The following is an 18,409-nucleotide window of genomic DNA, read 5'->3' as shown; positions in this document are numbered from 1 at the left end:
TGATCGGGAGTTTTCCCTATATTGAGGGGCCATCCGCTGGCTCGGACCGCCGGAGATGAGCGGCCGCCTGGGTGCGGTTGCCCACGCCAAGCTTGGCCAGGATCGCTGCGACGTGGTGGCCGACGGTTTTGGGGCTCAGAGTGAGTCGGGTAGCGATTTCGGCGTCGCTGTGCCCGGCGGCAAGTAGGGTCAACACCTCGCGTTCGCGGCGAGTCAACCCATCCGGATCGGCCAGGGTGTCTGCGCGTCGGCTGCGCCGGATGGGGCCACGCAACTCGCCAAGGCGTTGCTTGGCGCGGCGCGCGGCGGCTCGAGCGCCGAGGCGGCGAAAGGTCGCCAGCGCTGTTTCCACCGCTTCGACGTCACCGCCGAGTTGCGCGATGGCCGCGTCGTACGGGCAACCGCGCCGCGTCCACGCCTGCGCAGCGGCCCGCCAATCGCCGCTGATCTCCAGCTGGAACGGGGTGATGGGTTCGCGCAAAGCGATGGGCGTCGCCGGCGCGCCGGGCAGGTGCGCCCATCGGCGCAACTGCCAGATCAGCCAGGGATTGCCGTCGGTGCCCATGGCGGCCAACGCGCGCTGGGCTACCGCGCAGGCTGTGTCGTCGTCCCCGGCGAGCCAGGCGGCTTCGGCCCGCGCGGCCCAGACGGGGAAGAACCGCTGCTGGTCTACCTCGGAGGTGGCCTCGATCTCGTCGAGCAGCGAGGAAACCGGTTGACGGCCGGTGCGCGCGTGAATCAGGGCCAGGCTCACGCGCGGCGCAATCCAATTCACCAGCGTCAGCCCGGGACGGCTCAGCAGATCCTCGGACCGGGCAGTGGCTTGATCCCAGTGCCCCCGGTGGAGACCAACTAGGGCCTCGGCGCCGCCGGCGATGCCTTCGAAGAGGTAGATGCCGCGGTCGCGGCAGTATCCGACGGTGCCGGCGGTGAAACGATCCGCGCGATCGGGGTCATGGTGCATCGCCGCGATGTAGCCGGACACTGCTCCCAGGAATGCGGCGGTCTCGCCGCGGGCGTCGGCGACCATCGCTTGGTGCCACACCTCTTCCAGCTGATCCCAGCCCGTGTCCGTGCGCACCACGTTCGCCAGCGCGACGTAGCCACGCGCGCGCACGACGACTGCCTCCTCGCCCAGCTGAGTGCCGACGGCTACGGCGCGGGCGGCGTAGTGGGCACAGTCCGGGTCGAAGTTCCACAAGCCTTGTTCGGCCATGTTCACCAGCGACCACGCGAGCTGCGGGCAGGCGCCGGCGTCCTCCAGGAGCCGCAGCGAGGATCGCGCGGCCTCAGCGGATTGCTCTACCTTGCCCAGGCCCCACAGTCCGTGGGAGAGCCAGCGCAGGTTGTCGCCCTCCTCCAGATAGTCGCCGAGCCTGTGGCGCAACGTGATCGCCTCACGCCATGACGACGCCGCGGCCTCGCCCCGGCCGGAGAGGTAACAGGCGACGGCGTGTTGCTCCAGCCATTGCACGGTCTGTTCGGCGGGAGTGTTGTCGGCGTGGCGCAGCGCCAACGCGTACAAGTCAGCGGCTTGCTGATGCGCCCCCAGCGCCGCCGCTCGTTCGGCACCGGCGACCCCATGGCGGATGACAGCGTCGGCGTCGCCGACATGGTCGGCGTGAAAGGCCAACGCGGCCAACGTGTTCGGGTCGACGGGCGGTTCGGCCAGTGCGGCCAGTGCCCGAGCATGCAGGATCTTGCACTCATGGTCGGGGATCTGATCAAGCGTCGCACGTCGGGCCAACTCATGACGAAACCCGATCGCATCCCACTCGGCGAGCAGCACGCCGGCGTCGAGGCATTCGGCCAGCCCAGTGTCGGCGGCGGGGCACACCTTGTGCAGCAGCGTCGGGTGCACGCGTGGGCCGCACACCGCCACCGCGTGCGCGGTTTCCCGCGCGGCCGTCGACAACCGGCCTAGGCGGCCCCACACCGCCTCAGCGACGTTGCGTGGCAATGCGTTTCGTTGTAAGGCCGCAGAACCGGCCGCCAGCACCTCGGTGGCATAGAACGGATTGCCGCCGGTGAGTTGATGCAATTGGTCGGCGTTGACCCCGGTGCCGGTCGCCAGCACGGCCACAGCATCGCGGCTGAGCGGCTCCAGCCGGACGCGGCTCACCGCCGCGCAGGTCGCGATGTCACCCAGCGCCACGGACAGTGGATGATTGCGGTCAACTTGATCGTCGCGATAGGTCACCACCAGAAGCATCGGCAGCGAGTCGATGCGCCGCGCCAGGAACCGCATCAGGTCAAGGGTGGCTCCGTCGGCCCAGTGGGCGTCTTCGATGACCCAGACCCAGTGGCGCCCGTCGCGCAACACGGCGAGCAACCGCCGGTAAAGCGCCCCGGTGTCGCCGGATTCGATCGCCGCATCCAACGCCCGGGCCGCCGTGGGACCAATGCCGGCCAGTGCGTCGAGCAGCGGACCCAACGGACGTGGCGCAGCCAGCGGGTCACACCAGCCTCGCAACACGCGTATGCCGCCGGACAGGCCGGCGGTGAACCGGGCAACTACCGCGGTCTTGCCTACGCCGGCCTCACCGCGCAACAGCACCGCCTGGCCTGCGCCTTGCTGTGTTGCACGGGCGAGAGCCGCCAGCTTGGCCAGCACGGCCTCGCGCTCCAGCAAGCGCTCCACCAGACGAATTCCAATCGACTGCCCCCCGCTAAGCGGGCACCTTACGGGACCGGCGTACTGCGGGAAAGATGCACTGCGGTGGGAGTTGCCTTTGAGTACGGTGTGAACTTGGTGAACGTGATCTCCGACGGCGCGTATAGCTGGCGCTGTGCGGTGTATCTCGATACCGCCCTTGCGTTGGTGATTGCTGCCCCAGGCGGGTAGACAAAAACATCATGAGGCGTCAGTTGGGAGGCCGGGTGGTGGCGACCGCGGTTAACCGCACCGAAGTCGGGCATTCTCACCAGCATGAACGCAGGTTGCAATGTCGGCCGGTAACTGGGTGCGCGGCATGAGCGTTCTGGACCCTTCCCCGGACCATCCGGAAGCGATCACCCTCGGCCTACACGACGCCTCGCCTCCGCACCTGATGGAGGCGATGGTCAAGAACGTCGAGCTGGAGCTGGGGTGGGGCCGGCTCATCTTCGGCCAGACTTTCTCCGATGCCACCACACTGGCCGAGGCATTGCGCAAGGAAGCGCCCGGGCGACGCGACATCTGTATCTACGCCCGCGAGTCCCACGTGGTCATCGCCGGCGCGCCGACCGAGCTGTTCATCGACCCGAGCCACACCTACCGGCTGCGCTTCGCCGATGACTCCCACGACGAGGCGCCGACCCCGTCTCCGCCGGGCGTGACAGTCCGAACGCTCAACGACCCGGTTGATGCCGACGCGATGAATCGCGTGTACGTGCGCTGTGGAATGGTTCCCGGGCCGGTCGATACGATCTGGAACAACCATCTCAACGTCGACGCGGTGACCTATCTGATCGCGGTGCGCGACGATGACGGGGCCATCGTGGGCACCGTGACCGGCGTCGACCACCAAGTGCTGTTCGCCGATCCCGAGCACGGGTCCAGCCTGTGGAGTCTGGCGGTTGATCCAGCGGCCCGGCTGCCAGGAATCGGTGAAGCGCTGACCCGAGCGGTCGCCGACCACTTCCGCCGGGCGGGGCGCGCCTATCTGGACCTCTCGGTAGCACACGACAATGCCGCGGCGATCGGCCTGTACGAGAAGCTCGGATTCCGCCGCGTCCCGGTGCTTGCGATCAAGCGCAAGAACGCCATCAACGAACCGCTGTTCACCACACCGCCGGAGACGGTCAACGACCTCAACCCGTACGCGCGGATCATCGCCGACGAGGCGCTGCGCCGCGGCATCTGGGTCGAGGTGCTCGACGCCGAGACCGGTGAAATGCGACTCAGCCACGGCGGGCGCAGCGTCATCACGCGTGAGTCGCTGTCGGAGTACACCTCCGCGGTCGCGATGTGCCGATGTGACGACAAGCGGCTCACCCGGCGGCTGGTCAAGCAGGCCGGGATCCAGGTTCCGCGCGCGCGGCTGGCTAACTCCGAGGACGAGGACTACGCGTTCTTGACCGACGTCGAAGAGGTAGTGGTCAAACCGACCCGCGGCGAGCAGGGCAAGGGCATCACGGTCGGAGTGACCGCGGAAAACGGTCCCGACGACCTGATCGCCGCGGTGGCCCGGGCCCGAGAACAACACCCAGATGTCCTGATCGAGCAGCGCATCCAAGGCGACGACCTGCGGTTGGTGGTGATCGACGGTCGGGTGGTCGCCGCCGCGCTGCGGATGCCTCCGGAGATCATCGGCACGGGCGAGCACACGGTGCGCGACTTGATCGAGGCCGAAAGCCGACGGCGTTCGGCGGCCACCGGTGGCGAGTCCAAGATCCCGTTCGACATCATCACCGAGACGGCGGTGGCTAAAGCCGGGTGGACCCTGGACGACGTACTCCCCCAGGGAACCCGGCTGCAGGTGCGCCCGACGGCCAATCTGCATCAAGGCGGCACCATCCACGACGTCACCAGCCGGGTGAACCCCGAACTGTGTCGCGTTGCGGTGAAAGCGGCCGAGGCGATCGGCATTCCGGTGACAGGTATCGACCTGCTCGTGCCCGATGTCACCGGAACCGAATACGCATTCATCGAAGCCAACGAACGGCCCGGCCTGGCCAATCACGAACCACAACCCACCGCCGCGGCTTTCATCGACTTCCTGTTCCCCGGCCAGCCCGGACAGCCGCTGGCCTGGACACCGGAAGAGGCGCGCGCCGACCGCAGCTGAACGGTTGCCGCTCACGCCCAATGCGGGGACCCGTCCGGATCCCCGCATTGCGGAGGGTTGTCAGGCCGAGGTGACGAACTGCGGGCAGTATGCCGAAGCCGCGTCAACGGCGAACGTCTTGGCGCCCTTGCTGCTCAGACCCGTGGTCTCGGCCACCGAGTTGATGACCTGCTGGCTCGACTGTCCCTGCTTGAGAGCGGTGCACACCGCGTGCCCGTCGCTGATGGCGCGTGCTGAGGTCGGTGGGGTGATGCCGTCGGCCTTCAGTTGAGCGAGGAACGCGTCGTCGGTGGAACTTGCGCCCGCGGTGCTCGCGAAGCCGAGGGCGGCCAGTCCCATAGCGCCGGCGATGACGGTGGTGCCGGCCACGGAGGCGGCGAATCGGCGAGTGAACATGGTGGCTCTCCTTTACTGAAGTGGTGAGGGACGCTTTGTTGCGTTGTCACCAGCTTCAGCAGCGAGCCTTTACGCGTTCTCCATGAATTCTTGGCGAGCGCGCCGGGGCGCCTGACGGGGCGCTGTGCGCTTGCTGGTTTCGGTGAGTTCGGCGCGAGCGCGTCGCTCGACCAGAAGCGGGAGGTAGTCGCGGATTCGGCTGTCCTGGTATCTCATTCGCGCGTCTTGAACCGCGGCGGTGACGAGATCAGCGGAAAGATGCCCGTAGGACTTGGTGAGGCGACGCTCGACGTCGGCCATCTTCTGCTCCTCGTCGATCCGGATCACCAAGTCATCTTCAGATAGCAACAACGAACCGTCAACCGGTGTTCACCTGTGAGTTCCCTAGTTGTCGCGTGGTGCTCGGCGTGCGCGGTATCAACACTGCTGTGAAGGATTCCGCGATGGCCGACGACATCGACGCGAAGCAGGCTCGGATGCTCGCTGTGGCGTTGCGCGCGACGATTGCCGAGCTATCCGAGAAGCTCAAGACCCAAGGTGAGGATGTCAGCCGACGACCTGTCCGTCGGCAGCGTCACCAGGGGAAGCGGGCCCCGTCCCTGCGCGATCAGTTGACCGAGGCGCATCGCCATCTCGACGACCTACACCGCCGTTTCCCCGAGGCGCTGTGCACCATGGATCCACGGCGAACCGGCCGGCGGCCGATGAGCGCTCGCCCCACCGGTTCGGTTGGGGCGGGGCATGTTTCGCCGGGGCAAAGGCCACCCAAGTGCATTGGTCCAGGCTGAGGCGGCTATGGTGACCAGACTCGCGATGGCCGTGACGTTGCTGAGCTACGTGATTATCGCAGCGCCGCCGGTTCGTGCCAACGCGACCGATGACGCGTTCCTGGGTGCGTTGACGCGCAAGGACATTCACTTCGAGTCACCGCAGACCGCGTTGATCGCCGCCCATGAGGTGTGCACCGAACTCGACGCCGGTAAAAGCAAATCCGACATTGCGTCGACGATCATGCAGAACACCAACCTCGATGGTTATCACGCCGGATATTCGTGGGCGTCAGCATCAGCGCGTACTGCCCGAACCACACCTCCGACTGAGGAGCGTTTTCAACGCGCCGTTCGAGACGACAGCCGGTAGACTCCGGGCAAGCGAATTACGGAGATCTGCTGGTGAAGAAGACGATCAAGCTCGGCGCAGCCGCCCTTGGCATTGCGGTCGCCTTCGCCTCGCCCGCCAGCGCCGACCCCAGCGCCTTCGGCACGCTGAGTTGTAGCTGCCAGCAGGCCGTCACAACCTCAGGCGGCGGCGCCGGTGCGCCAGACCAGGTCGACGAGGGCGTGCGCAGCGGTTTGGCCGATCTGCAAGGCGTCGGCGGCTAGCGGCCTACGGGTCCCGCCCCGAACCAGAGGTCAAGTGCCGTAACCAAGTCGGGGTCGGTCAAGTCGCCGGCCCAGGCCACATATCCGTCGGGCCTGATCAGCACAGCACCAGGTGCCGCGACCGCGCCGATCACCGGAAGCTCCCACTTCCCGAAATACTTGGCGTCGACCCGGCGAACCGTCGGCCAGGAGGCGACGTCGAATGCGGCCTCGCCGAGATTGAGCAGCACCGGCCGGGCCTCGTGCAGCAGCGTGGACGTGCGCACCGGCCCCGCGGCGGTGACAAGATCAAGGTCTGGCATCCGGCGGCCGAGCAGTGGATGCCCGCCACCGAGGTCGTATCGGATATCCAGGCCCGACATCATCGCGCCGAATCGTTTCCGCGGCTCAGTCAAGCTCAGCAGCCCAGACATGGTGTCGCGCAAGGCGCGTGTGCGATCGTCGAAATTGCGGAGCAGTGCTGTCTGAGCCAGTGCGTTGTGCAACACCCGCGCAGCGACTGGGTGGCGTTCGGCGTGGTAACTATCCAGCAAGCTGTCCGGCGAGATTTGGTTCACCACCTGGCCCAGCTTCCAGCCCAGGTTCACGACATCCTGAACTCCGGTGTTCAGGCCCTGACCACCCACCGGGTGATGGACATGTGCGGCGTCACCAGCCAGCAGGACACGCCCGTCCCGATAGGTCACCGCCTGACGAGCCGCATCGGTGAATCTGGAAATCCATGCGGGACGGTGGATTCCGTAGTCCGTCCCGTATGCCGCGACCAGCGCTTCGCTCAACTCGGGCAACGCCGGTGCGCTACTGGTGCCGAGGTGGCGTTCGGTGACCATGACGCGCACCGCTCCCCCCTCCTCCGGTTTTGCCAGGGCGTGAACGCCGAGGCTGTCGTGCCGAATGCCCCACGGCGGTTCTTCTGTGTCGCAGGCGAATTGAACTTCACCAAGCAGATAGCTGGTGGTCGCCTCCCACCCGCGGAACTCGATGCCGGCACTCTTGCGGACGGTGCTGCGTCCGCCGTCGCATCCGACGAGATATTCCGCGGCGACGCAGCTGCCGTCGGACAGTTCACGTCGACACCGCGCGCACTTTGAGTGAATCCGCTCACTTCGACTCCGCGGTACACCCGCACGTCGAGCCCTGCCACCCAGTCGGCCAGTATGCGCTCAATATCGTTCTGCCACAACGCGAGTCCGTACGGGTGGCGGGTCGGAAAGTCGCTGATGTCCAGCCGGATCTGAGCAAAACCGGCAACCTGCGCCACCGTTCCTTGGGTCAGGAATCGATCTGCGATGCCGCGTTGGTCGAGGATTTCGATGGTCCGTGCGTGCAGACCGCCCGCGCGCGTGCCGACTAGTTCCTGGTTGGCGCGCCGCTCGACCACAGCGACGTCGACACCCGCCAACGCCAATTCCCCAGCCAACATCAGCCCGGTCGGGCCTGCCCCGGCGATCACCACCGCATGACCGGCCATACGCCGCACCCCCAATGCGTCGAGTTCTGGCTTCGGCCAGCGATTTTGCGGCATGACCCGGGTCTTGCCGCAAGCCCCCCAATGCCATATATGTTGAAGGTGAGGAAAGAAAGAAGCCGCTAGTTCCTGGCTTGGCGCCACTCCCGTTCGAATGGCAAGCGCCACGCATTGGGCGCAATCAGCTGGTGGATGGCGTTGGGCCCCCAAGTGCCGGGCTGGTACATCTTGGCCGGCGGCGGATCATTGAGCAGGTCTTCGGACCGTTCCCACAGCGATTCGATGCCCTCGGCGGTGTTGAACAAGGTGTGGTCGCCACGCATCGCATCCAGAATCAGCCGTTCGTAGGCTTCCAGCACGTCGACATTGGTTTCGATCTCCTGGGTGGAGAATTGCATGGACAACTTCTCCAGCTTCATCCCCGGACCGGGTCGCTTGCCGTAGAACGACAGTGACACCTTCGAGTTGTCAGCCAGATCGAACGTGAGGTGGTCGGGACCCTGGGTTCCGACGCCCGACCCAGGCGGGAACATGGTGCGCGGCGCCTCTTTGAAGGCGATCGAGATGACGCGGATGCCTTCGGCCATCTTCTTGCCGGTACGCAGATAAATCGGTACTCCGGCCCAGCGCCAGTTGTCGATACCCACCTTCAGCGCGATGAACGTCTCGGTGTCGGAATCCTTTGCCACGCCCTGTTCTTCGCGGTAGCCGGCGTACTGGCCGCGCACAACATTGGAAGGCTTGATCGGCAGCATCGATCGGAACACCTTGTTCTTCTCTTCGCTGATGGCAAACGGTTCGAGCGCCGTGGGCGGCTCCATCACCACAAACGCCATCACCTGGAACAGGTGCGTCACCACCATGTCCTTGAACGCGCCGGTGCTTTCATAGAAGTTTGCCCGCTGATCCAGGCCCAGCGCCTCGGGGATGTCGATCTGGATGTGGTCGATGAAGTTGCGATTCCAAATGGGCTCGAACAAGCCGTTGGCGAAACGGAACGCCAAGATGTTCTGCGCTGCCTCCTTGCCCAGGAAGTGGTCGATACGGAAAATCGCCGATTCGTCGAACGTCTGGTGCACGAAGTCGTTGAGCGCCACCGCGCTGGCCAGGTCCGTCCCGAACGGCTTTTCCATCACCACCCGGGAGCGTTCGACAAGATTGGAGTCGCACAGCATGTCGATGACGGCGCGCGCCGCCTTCGGCGGGACGGAGAGGTAGTGCAACCGCCGCACGCCCTCGCCGAGGTTGGCCTCCGCATCAGCGACCGCGGCGGCCAGCGCTTCCGGTCCGGCGCCCTGCGGCACGTATTTGAGGATCTTGGCGAAGTTCGCCCACTGTTCGGGGCTAAGCGCGTGCGTACCGAACTCGTCGATCGCCGCCTTGGCCAGTTCGCGGAACTCGTCGTCGCTGAGGTCTTCCAGCGATGTGGCGACGATTTCGATGTTGGGCGCCAGCTCGGACTGGTCCAGGTAGGCCAGGCCGGGCAGCAGCTTCCGTTTGGCTAGATCCCCCGTGGCGCCGAACAGCACAATGACGTGGGGGTCGAGCGGTTCGGTGTCGTTGCGGCGCGGGCGTGCGTCTGCCGCTGGATAAGAGATCGTCTGCGGTTTCTTGTTAGCCACTCCCGCGATACTTCCATTGCTGCGGCGTATGCGCACGAAATGCCGCGCGCCGGTGGTTACTGCGGGTGGCTGGCCAGATACTCCTCGGCCGGAATAGGCGAACTGGCGGCGTAACCGATGGGCAGCAATACATCGCCGGCGGTGGTGAGGAAGTAGACGTCCCACCGGTAGTAGCCGGTGAATGCGGCCGGGTCCGCTCCGATCAGCGCTGCGTACTGGTTGACGGCCTGCACGTACTGGTTCGAGTGGTTGTACCGGTAGATGGCGTGGTCGTGGTCGCTGGCGAAGCCGTTGGCGGCCAGGTAGCGGCCGGCGGCCAGGATGCTGTCGCGGGGCGCGGCGATGTCGCCGCCCTCGCCGTAGGCGGCGAACGTCGAGGGCAGAAATTGCATCGGGCCTTGCGCGCCGGCGCTGCTCAACCCGACGACGCTGCCGAAGTGCGTCTCGATCAGATTGATCGCGGCCAGGTAGTTCCAGCCGACTCCGGATTGCGCTTCGGCTTCGTGGTAGTAGCCGAGCAGGTCCGCGGCGGGGGTCGGCGGGTCGATGCGCCACGGCGGCAGGGTGCTCTTGGCCTGTGTCATCGCGCCCAGTTGTCGCCGGGCGTCGACGTTGCGGTCGTAGACCTCTGCCAGCGACGCGGGAATCCGGGGGCGGACGACGGCATCCCAGTCCGGATGCTTCTCGATGGCTCGGTAGGCCGCCTGCTGGCGCCGCGCCGCTGCCACCAGGGTGGACTCCGGCGCGGACCCGTCTCGCAGCGCTTGCTCGTCGGCCACCAGGTCGTCGGCCACCTGGGCCGGGTCTGGGGCCAGCCGCGGCTGTGCGCCCGCGGGGATGTTCGGCGCGGCGGGCACGGTGGAGGCCAGCTGTGTGGCGGCGGCGGAGGGAGCCGTAACGGCGGCTCCCTTCGTCGCTGGCGGCACAGCAGCGTGGCTGCAGCCACCCAACGTCAGTGCGACGGCGATCAGCGAAGCACTGCGCCGACCGGCAATTCCACGGCTCACTCCGGCGACGCTATGGCATCGGTCGGCTCAAGAAAAGTGGTCGTGGACGCCTCGATCGCCCGGTAGATCCGCTGCTCGCTGACCGGGCGCGGTGTGCCGAGCTGCTGAGCCCACAGGCTGACCCGCAGTTCCTCGATCTGCCAACCGATGTCGCGGACCTCGGTGGCGGTTCGCCGCGCCGGGGACAACGCGCGCAGCAGTTCGTCATACGCGCGCTGCACGGCTCGCACCCGCTGCAGCCTTTCCCGATCGGCCTCCGGCGCGAACGGCAACCGGTCCAGACGCCGTCGCATGGCCGTCAGGTAGCGAGCCAGGTCGGTCAGGCGGGCGCGGCCGGTGGTGGTGACGAAACCGGGCGCCAAAAGCGCGTCCAGTTGCGCTCGGACGTCAGCGATCGCCTCGGCCTGCGCGGGCGGGGCTTTCCCGGGCAGCACCAAGCGCACCTCATGCGCGGCGGCCAACACCTTCTCGACGCGCGACACCAGGTCCAGGGTCGTCGGCACCAGATTTTGCCCGACCCGATGACGTATCGCGGCGAACTCGTCGCGCGTCCACGCCGGCTCGGGCATCAGCGCATCGGTCGCGGCGTCGGCGCAGTCCTCGATCAACGCCGACAGCGAGCCGTCCGGGTTGGCGCCCAAGGTCAGGCGAGTTCGTGGATCCAGTTGGCGTTGAATGGCTTTCGCGGGTGACGGCACACTCAGCCGCACCAGCCGGCGCAGCCCCGGACCCATCGCGTGATCCTGCTCTGCCGATGTGGCGAACACCCGCAAGGCAACCGTGCTGCCCGCGTCGAGGAAAGCAGGAAACCCCCGCACCACCCGTCCGTCAACCCGGCGCTCGACGACATGCGGCAGCTGATCGAGGTCGTCCGGCCAGCCGCGCAACCCGGTCCGTTCCAGTTCACCGGCGACAGCGTGGGCCACGGCCTGCCGCGCCGGTTTCGCCAGCCGCTCCTGCAGCGCCGTGAGGTCCTTACCGCGGGCGACTTCACTGCCGTCAGGAGACTCGACGATGAAGCTCACCCGCAGATGCGGTGGCAGCTTCTCCACATCAAAGGCATCGATGGGCACCAACACGCCGGTGCGGCGGCGCAATTCGCGCTGCAGGGCTTCCAGCAGCGGCTCCTTGCTGGGGTCGATGCCGGTGAGCACGGCGCGGGCGGTGTCGGGGGCAGGAACGAAGTTGCGCCGCAAGTCTTTCGGCAGTGAGCGGATCAGCGCGGTGACCAGTTCCTCGCGCAGCGCCGGCACCTGCCAGGCGAAGTCGTCGCCACCCAGGCGGGAAAGCACGTCGATCGGCACATGCACCGTGACGCCGTCGTCGGCGGCGCCGGGCTCGAACCGGTAGGTCAGCGGCAGGGTGATGTCACCCGCCTGCCAGGTGTCCGGGCGGTCGTCGCCTGCGCTGTCGTCGGCACGCAGCAAGTCCTCGCGGGTGAAGGTCAGCAGGTCGGGGGTGCGGTGCCGCTGCTTTTTCCACCAGGCGTCGAAGTGGCGCGCGGAGACCACCTCGGCGGGGATGCGGGCGTCGTACAGCCCGTAGACCTCGTCGTCACCGATCAGCAGGTCGCGACGGCGGGCCCGCTCCTCGAGTTCTTCGAGTTCCGCGCGCAGCCGGGCGTTGTCGCGGAAGAAGTGGTGGCGGGTCTGCCAATCGCCTTCGACCAGGGCGTGGCGGATGAACAGTTCCCGCGCCACCGCCGGCTCGATACGGCCGTAGCCGACGCGGCGGCGCGCGACCAGCGGCAGGCCGTACAGCGTGACCCGTTCGTAGGCGAGCACTTCGCCGCGCTGGGCGTCCCAATGTGGCTCGCTGTAGGTGCGCTGCACGCGATCACCCGCGACCCGTTCGACGACCTCGGGTTGGATGCGGGCGGCGGTCCGGCCGTACAGGCGGCTCGTCTCGACCAATTCGGCCACCACTACCCAGCGGGGCGGGCGCTTGGTGAGCACCGAGCCGGGCGCCAGGACGAACCGCGAATTGCGCGCGCCGAGGTACTCCCGGCCGTCCTCGCGGCGCATACCCACGTGCGAGAGCAGTCCGGCCAGCAGCGCCGCGTGGACCACAGCCGCGTCCGCCGGTTCGTCGGATTCGTTGATGCCCAGGTCGCGGGCGATGCTGCGCAGCTGCCCGACCAGGTCCTGCCACTCCCGGATCCGCAGGAAGTGCAGGTACTCGTTGCGGCACATGCGCCGAAACGCGCTGCGCGACAGCGTCTGTCGCTGCTCGCGCAGGTAGCGCCAGAGGTTGAGGTAGGACAGGAAGTCCGAGGTCTCGTCGGCGAAGCGGGCGTGCTGCGCGCGGGCGGCTTCTTCCCGATCGGCTGGGCGCTCGCGCGGGTCGGGGATGGTCAGCGCCGCGGCCAACACCAGCACTTCGCGCACACATCCCTCTACGTCGGCCTGCAGGATCATCCGCCCCAGCCTCGGGTCGACGGGCAGCCGGGCCAGGCGACGCCCGAGGTCGGTGATGGTGCCCTGCTGATCGAAGGCACCCAATTCCTGCAGCAGCTGCACGCCGTCGCGGATGCTGCGCCGGTCCGGCGGATCGAGGAAGGGGAAGTTCTCTACCTCGCCGAGCTGCAGGGCCGCCATCTGCAGGATCACCGCGGCGAGGTTGGTGCGCAGAATCTCGGGTTCGGTGTAGCGCGGGCGGGCCGCGAAGTCCTCCTCGGAGTACAGCCGGATGCACACGCCGGGTGCGACGCGGCCCGATCTCCCGGCCCGCTGGGCGGCCGACGCCTGAGAGATCGGCTCGATGGGTAACCGCTGCACTTTGAGCCGGCGGCTGTAGCGCGAAATGCGGGCGTTGCCCGGGTCGACGACGTAGCGGATCCCGGGCACGGTCAGTGAGGTCTCGGCGACGTTGGTGGCCAGCACCACGCGGCGGCCGGTGTGTGGCGCGAACACTTTTTGTTGCTCGGCGGTCGGCAGCCGGGCGTACAGCGGGAGTACCTCGGTGTGCCTGAGGCCGGTCAGCGCCTCGGCGGTGTCGCGGATCTCGCGCTCCCCGGACAGGAACACCAGCACATCGCCGGGCGGTTCGGCCTCGAGTTCACCGATGGCGTCGACGATCGCCTCGATCTCGTCCCGGGTCTCGGTGCGCACGATCTCGCGATCGGGATCGTCGGGGTCGCGGGAGTCTTCCCGGGTGTCGGACAGCACCGGCACTTCCAGGGGTCGGTAGCGGATCTCGACCGGGTACGTCCGGCCGGAGACCTCGACGATCGGTGCTCCGCCGAAGTGAGCGGCGAATCGTTGCGGTTCGATGGTCGCCGAAGTGACGATCACTTTCAGGTCCGGGCGGCGCGGCAACAGCTCGCGCAGGTAGCCCAGCAGGAAGTCGATGTTGAGGCTGCGCTCGTGGGCCTCGTCCAGGATCAATGTGTCGTAGCGCAGCAGCCGCCGGTCGCGCTGGATCTCGGCGAGCAGGATCCCGTCGGTCATCAGCTTGATCAGGGTGCGCTCACTGACCTGGTCGGTGAAACGGACGCTGTAGCCCACCGCCTCGCCCAACGGGGTCGCCAGTTCGTCGGCGATGCGTTGCGCGACCGTGCGGGCGGCCAGCCGCCGCGGCTGGGTGTGCCCGATGGTGCCGCGGATTCCCCGGCCGATGTCCAGGCAGATCTTGGGCAGCTGGGTGGTCTTGCCCGACCCGGTCTCGCCGGCGACGACCACCACTTGATGTGCCCGCAGCGCTTCGGCGATCTCGTGCCGGCGTTCACTGACCGGCAGGTCAGGATAGGTGACCGACGGGACGGCGGCTTGCCGAGTGGCGACGAGCGCCTGCGCTCGGGAGATCTGGTCGGCGAGCTGCTGCAGCTTTGCCGGGTTGGCACCGCGCAGGTTTTTCAGGCGCCGGCCCAGGCGCGCCGCGTCCGCACTGGTCAGCCCGTCTAGCTGCTTGCGCAGTCCGGAGACGGACAGTTCGGCCACTTTGGCCAGGGTAGGCGTCCGGCGGCTGTGACAGATCTCACCCGCGACAAGCAGCTCAGTTAACGCCACCGATTATGCGCGTGAACGTATTTGGAATATGCAGGAAACGGATATGAAGATGATGACCAAGGCAACAACTGCACACAGCAACAGACGCTGTAGCGCAGGCGCAAACGGTCTGGGCAACTGGCCGACCGATCGGAGGAACCATGGACTTCACCGCGCTCCCGCCGGAGGTCAACTCGGTCCGCATCTATACCGGCCCCGGTTCTGGACCGCTCCTGGCCGCAGCGGCCGCCTGGGAAACGGTGGCCGCGGAACTGCAGACCGCGGCCGGCCTCTACGAGACGGCCATCACCGCATTGACCGCCGGACCATGGCTGGGTCCGTCCGCCGCGCAGATGGCCGCGGCGACCGCTCCCTACGTGGGCTGGATGCGGCTGACCGCGACGCAGGCCGAGCAGACCGCCACTCAGGCCGCCGCCGCCGCGGCTGCGTATGACTCCGCGTTTGCGGCCACGGTGCCCCCGCCGGTGGTCGCGGCCAACCGCGCACTGTTGATGGCATTGATAGCAACAAACTTTTTCGGCCAGAATCTGCCGGCGATCATGGCCACCGAAATGCAGTACGCCGAGATGTGGGCCCAGGACGCGGGCGCCATGCTCGGCTATGCCGCCGCGTCGGCGTCGGCGACCGCACTGACCCCGTTCACTCCCCCGTCGTCGACCACCGACGCCGCCGCGCCGGTAAGCCAAGCCGCGGCGGTGTCCCAAGCCGCCAGTACCACGGCGGGCAGTGCCCAGAGCACGGTGTCCAACGCCGCCCAGGCCTTCTCGGCGGTACCGAACACGTTGACCGGGCTGGCGGCGCCGGCCGCGGCCACCGACGCGCTCTCACCGCTCGACACGCTGGACATTTTGGGTGACCTCAGTGGCATTTTTCTCGACCCGGGAATTGGCACCGCCGGACTGACCGTCGACGGAATCCTTGCGGGGACCGCGCTTCCCTACGGAATCAACGGCTACTTCGTCGGTCTGCACACCGACGACATCGTCAGCGGCTGGGCGGGAATCGAAACGTGGCCGGGATCGGCGCCGGTGCCGCCGACGCCGTTCCCGGTGATCACCGACCTTGGTTCGACAGCTGCGGCCGGGCTGGGCGAGGCCTCGACCGTCGGGGCGTTGTCGGTACCGCAGGGCTGGGTCGCAGCCGCGCCCGAAATTCGCCTGGCGGCAACGGCGCTGCCGGCAACCGCGGCCGCGGCCGCGGCCGAAGCGAGTGGTGCGGGCAGCCTCTTCAGCCAGATGGCGTTGGCGGGTCTGGCGGGGCGTGCCGCTGCCGGCACCGGCGGTGGGGGCGGCGGTGGGCGGCGCGAGCGACTTGCCGAACGCGTCGGTGCGGTGACCCGCAAACCCGCGGAGGGCGCACAGGTCGATACGCCGGAACCGCCACCAAGCCCGCCGGTCGGGGGGCCGATCACCAGCATCGCCGCGGAGCTCCGCGAGCTTGCCTCGTTGCGCGACGCCGGCATTCTCACCGAGGCGGAGTTCACCGAGCAGAAGCAGCGGCTCCTCGCGCACTGATGTGACCGGAGCCCGACGTGTGGATTTGTCGGCCGGCGGGAATCGATGAGTATGGCCCCCGCCGAAACCGACTCCCCGGACACCGGAGCCGAAACCGAGGACCGGGAACGCGCGCCCGATCCCGACGACCCGAGCAAGCCGGATTCGCCGCATGAGCTGACGAAGGCGTCGTGGTTTTTCGTGCTGCGTAAAACCGCCCACGAGTTCAGCAACGATCAATGCACGGACCTGGCCGCGGCGCTGACCTACTACGCGGTGCTGTCCTTGTTCCCGGCGCTGCTGGTGATGGTGTCGCTGCTCGGCGTCTTCGGGCAGGGGCAGCGCACCACGAAGGCCCTGCTGGATGTGGTCGCCGGTCTCGCGCCGGCATCAGCGGTCGATATGTTGCGCCAGCCGATCGAGCAGGTCGTCGCCAACCCGTCGGCGGGAGTCGCGCTGGTGGTCGGCGCGACGGTCGCGTTGTGGTCGGCTTCGGGATACGTCGGCGCCTTCGGGCGGGCGATGAACCGCATCTACGAGATCGCCGAGGGCAGGCCGGTATGGAAGCTGCGACCGCTGCAACTGCTGCTCACGCTGGCGGGCCTGGTGCTGGCCGCCGCCGTGGGGCTGATGTTGGTGGTCAGCGGCCCGGTGACCGAGGCCGTCGGTAACGCGGTCGGACTGGGCGACGCCGCTCAGCTGGTGTGGGCCATCGCCAAGTGGCCGGTGATCCTCATCTGCGTCACGCTGGCGGTCGCCATCCTCTACTACGCCACCCCGAACGTGCGGCAGCCGAGGTTCCGGTGGCTGAGCATCGGGGCGGGCATCGCCATCCTGGTGTGGGCGGTGGCCTCGGTGGGGTTCGGCTTCTACGTCAGCAACTTCAGCAGCTACAACAAGACCTACGGCGCGCTCGGTGGCGTCATCGTGTTCCTGCTGTGGCTGTGGATCACCAACCTGGCGTTGCTGTTCGGCGCCGAACTCGACGCCGAACTCGAACGCGGTCGGCAGCTGCAGGCCGGCATTGTCGCCGAGCGAGAGTTGCAGCTGCCGCCCAAAGACATCCGCGTCGTCAAGAAGACCGAGGCCACCGAGGAACGGGACATCAAACACGGGCGCTGGTTACGGCGCACCCGCGGCCGACGCGAGTGATCAGAACGCGTAACGGACCCGGCAGGTCGGCAGCTCGACCGCGAGCAGATCGGTGAGCTCCTGCACCCAGCGGCCCTTCCAGGGACTCTTGTAACGGACGTTCCACTGTCCGCTCTGGCTGCGCTTGAGTTGCTGCAGGTCGGGTCGCCACAGCAGCTCTTCGCCTTTGGGGTGCCAGCCGAGGTTGACGTCGTGCAGACCCTCGTTGTGCGTCAAGAAGATGATCTCGGCGGCGAGCTGTTGCTTGGTGCGTTCGTTGGTGCCGTCGGCGACCTGATCGAGTAGCTCGGCCCAGTCGTTTAGCCAGCCCTCGTAGACGATGACCGGGCTGAAGTTGAGGTGCACCTCGAAGCCTGCCGCCACGAAATCGTCGAGCGCGGCGATCCGGTCGGCGATCTTGGACGTCCGGATGTCGACGACACGAGAGGTGTCCTTCGGCATCAGACTGAACCGCACGCGAGTGCCGCCCTGGGGGTCGTAGTCGAGCAGGTCGCGGTTGACGAACTTGGTCGCGAAGCTGGCTTTGGCGTTGGGGATGCGGGCGAACAGCTCGACGAGGTCGCGGACGTTGTCCGAGACCAGGGCGTCGACCGAGCAGTCGCTGTTCTCGCCGAGGTCGTAGACCCAGTCGACCGGGTCGCACTGGTTGGGTTCGGGCTTGATGCCTTGACGGGCGGCGTGTCGCTCGAGGTAGCCGGTAATCTTCTCGATGTTGGTGAACACGGTGATCGGGTTGGCGTAGCCCTTGCGGCGCGGAACGTAGCAGTACGAGCAGGCCATGGCGCAGCCGTTGGCGGTCGACGGGGCGATCCAGTCGCTGGATCGTTCGTTGCGGCGCGCCGACAGGCTTTTCTTCTCGCCTAGGACGAGTACTTCCTGCTTGATGCGGACCCAGTCCTCGACGTTGCCTTCATTGCCGTAAAGGCCAGGTATGGCTTGGTGGGAAAGAACCTGGATGCGCTGGGCGTCCGGAAACCGGTCCAGCACCTGACGGGCGCGTGGAAATCGGTCGATGTCGGGTTCGTGGTAGATGCGTTTGATGTCGAGGAGCCGGTCGGCGAGGTCGACGGGCTTGCGGCGGGGAACAGCGTCGTTCTCTAGCGTGGATGTCAT

General features: G+C 67.3%; 13 protein-coding genes and 1 pseudogene. 6 read left to right on the top strand and 8 right to left on the bottom strand.

All coding sequences use genetic code 11. The annotated features are described in order from the left end of the window. Positions 1–16: 16 nt before the first annotated feature. The gene (locus tag I2456_RS14410; RefSeq protein ID WP_085074182.1) at positions 17–2,641 is read right to left on the bottom strand and encodes an ATP-binding protein; all 2,625 of its coding nucleotides are present in this window, start codon (positions 2,639–2,641) and stop codon (positions 17–19) included. 331 nt (positions 2,642–2,972) lie between these two features. Between I2456_RS14410 and ngg the strand changes: the two genes are divergently transcribed. Next, positions 2,973–4,769: an N-acetylglutaminylglutamine synthetase gene (gene ngg / locus I2456_RS14405; RefSeq protein WP_085074327.1), complete on the top strand. Its 1,797-nt coding sequence runs from the start codon at positions 2,973–2,975 to the stop codon at positions 4,767–4,769. A gap of 60 nt (positions 4,770–4,829) precedes the next feature. On the opposite strand, the gene I2456_RS14400 is transcribed toward ngg, so the two are convergent. Together I2456_RS14400 and I2456_RS14395 are read right to left on the bottom strand one after the other, a co-directional pair. Beyond that, positions 4,830–5,165 carry a DUF732 domain-containing protein gene (locus I2456_RS14400; protein ID WP_085074183.1) on the bottom strand — a complete coding sequence of 112 codons (336 nt, stop codon included), beginning with the start codon at positions 5,163–5,165 and terminating at the stop codon, positions 4,830–4,832. Between the two features lie 69 nt (positions 5,166–5,234). Continuing rightward, the gene (locus tag I2456_RS14395; RefSeq protein WP_085074184.1) at positions 5,235–5,492 is read right to left on the bottom strand and encodes a three-helix bundle dimerization domain-containing protein; all 258 of its coding nucleotides are present in this window, start codon (positions 5,490–5,492) and stop codon (positions 5,235–5,237) included. Positions 5,493–5,608: 116 nt separating this feature from the next. Here I2456_RS14395 and I2456_RS14390 point away from each other — a divergent pair, with 116 nt between their 5' ends. The 3 genes from I2456_RS14390 to I2456_RS14380 are packed head-to-tail and all read left to right on the top strand — an operon-like array spanning position 5,609 to position 6,547. After that, the gene (locus I2456_RS14390; protein ID WP_139823158.1) at positions 5,609–5,953 is read left to right on the top strand and encodes a hypothetical protein; all 345 of its coding nucleotides are present in this window, start codon (positions 5,609–5,611) and stop codon (positions 5,951–5,953) included. A 10-nt stretch (positions 5,954–5,963) separates the two neighbouring features. Next, complete coding sequence (locus I2456_RS14385) at positions 5,964–6,305, top strand: DUF732 domain-containing protein (RefSeq protein ID WP_163703842.1); 342 nt, start codon at positions 5,964–5,966, stop codon at positions 6,303–6,305. A gap of 32 nt (positions 6,306–6,337) precedes the next feature. Continuing rightward, positions 6,338–6,547: a hypothetical protein gene (locus I2456_RS14380; RefSeq protein WP_241007713.1), complete on the top strand. Its 210-nt coding sequence runs from the start codon at positions 6,338–6,340 to the stop codon at positions 6,545–6,547. On the opposite strand, the pseudogene I2456_RS14375 reads toward I2456_RS14380, so the two are convergent. The 4 genes and pseudogenes from I2456_RS14375 to hrpA all read right to left on the bottom strand — a co-directional run bounded on the left by I2456_RS14375 (position 6,544) and on the right by hrpA (position 14,582). After that, positions 6,544–8,018 (bottom strand): annotated as a pseudogene (locus I2456_RS14375) (FAD-dependent monooxygenase). The gene I2456_RS14380 and the pseudogene I2456_RS14375 overlap by 4 nt on opposite strands. A gap of 119 nt (positions 8,019–8,137) precedes the next feature. Next, positions 8,138–9,637 carry a glucose-6-phosphate dehydrogenase gene (zwf, locus tag I2456_RS14370; protein WP_068033267.1) on the bottom strand — a complete coding sequence of 500 codons (1,500 nt, stop codon included), beginning with the start codon at positions 9,635–9,637 and terminating at the stop codon, positions 8,138–8,140. A 56-nt stretch (positions 9,638–9,693) separates the two neighbouring features. Then, positions 9,694–10,632: a lytic transglycosylase domain-containing protein gene (locus tag I2456_RS14365; protein WP_085074328.1), complete on the bottom strand. Its 939-nt coding sequence runs from the start codon at positions 10,630–10,632 to the stop codon at positions 9,694–9,696. A gap of 8 nt (positions 10,633–10,640) precedes the next feature. Then, positions 10,641–14,582: an ATP-dependent RNA helicase HrpA gene (gene hrpA, locus I2456_RS14360; protein WP_085074187.1), complete on the bottom strand. Its 3,942-nt coding sequence runs from the start codon at positions 14,580–14,582 to the stop codon at positions 10,641–10,643. A 209-nt stretch (positions 14,583–14,791) separates the two neighbouring features. Between hrpA and I2456_RS14355 the strand changes: the two genes are divergently transcribed. Beyond that, positions 14,792–16,165, top strand: coding sequence for a PPE family protein, SVP subgroup (locus I2456_RS14355; protein WP_085074188.1), 1,374 nt, complete (start codon positions 14,792–14,794; stop codon positions 16,163–16,165). A 51-nt stretch (positions 16,166–16,216) separates the two neighbouring features. Then, entirely contained in the window at positions 16,217–17,296 is a 1,080-nt protein-coding gene (locus I2456_RS14350; protein WP_068033159.1) for a YihY/virulence factor BrkB family protein, read from the top strand. Here the strand turns inward: I2456_RS14350 and I2456_RS14345 are convergent, their stop codons facing one another. Beyond that, positions 17,297–18,409, bottom strand: coding sequence for a spore photoproduct lyase family protein (locus I2456_RS14345; protein ID WP_085074189.1), 1,113 nt, complete (start codon positions 18,407–18,409; stop codon positions 17,297–17,299). It abuts the gene before it with no gap.

This window comes from Mycobacterium kubicae (assembly GCF_015689175.1).
In the GTDB taxonomy this organism is placed as follows: Bacteria; Actinomycetota; Actinomycetes; order Mycobacteriales; family Mycobacteriaceae; genus Mycobacterium; species Mycobacterium kubicae.
Note: the sequence above shows the minus strand (reverse complement) of the source record. Positions and strands in the feature narration are given on the sequence as shown.

Bases quoted from the DNA above. Each gene is read 5' to 3' on its own strand.
- I2456_RS14350 (WP_068033159.1), top strand. From the start codon at position 16,217: ATGGCCCCCGCCGAAACCGACTCCCCGGACACCGGAGCCGAAACCGAG.
- I2456_RS14355 (WP_085074188.1), top strand. From the start codon at position 14,792: ATGGACTTCACCGCGCTCCCGCCGGAGGTCAACTCGGTCCGCATCTAT.
- I2456_RS14345 (WP_085074189.1), bottom strand. From the start codon at position 18,409: ATGACATCCACGCTAGAGAACGACGCTGTTCCCCGCCGCAAGCCCGTC.
- I2456_RS14390 (WP_139823158.1), top strand. From the start codon at position 5,609: ATGGCCGACGACATCGACGCGAAGCAGGCTCGGATGCTCGCTGTGGCG.
- ngg (WP_085074327.1), top strand. From the start codon at position 2,973: ATGAGCGTTCTGGACCCTTCCCCGGACCATCCGGAAGCGATCACCCTC.
- I2456_RS14400 (WP_085074183.1), bottom strand. From the start codon at position 5,165: ATGTTCACTCGCCGATTCGCCGCCTCCGTGGCCGGCACCACCGTCATC.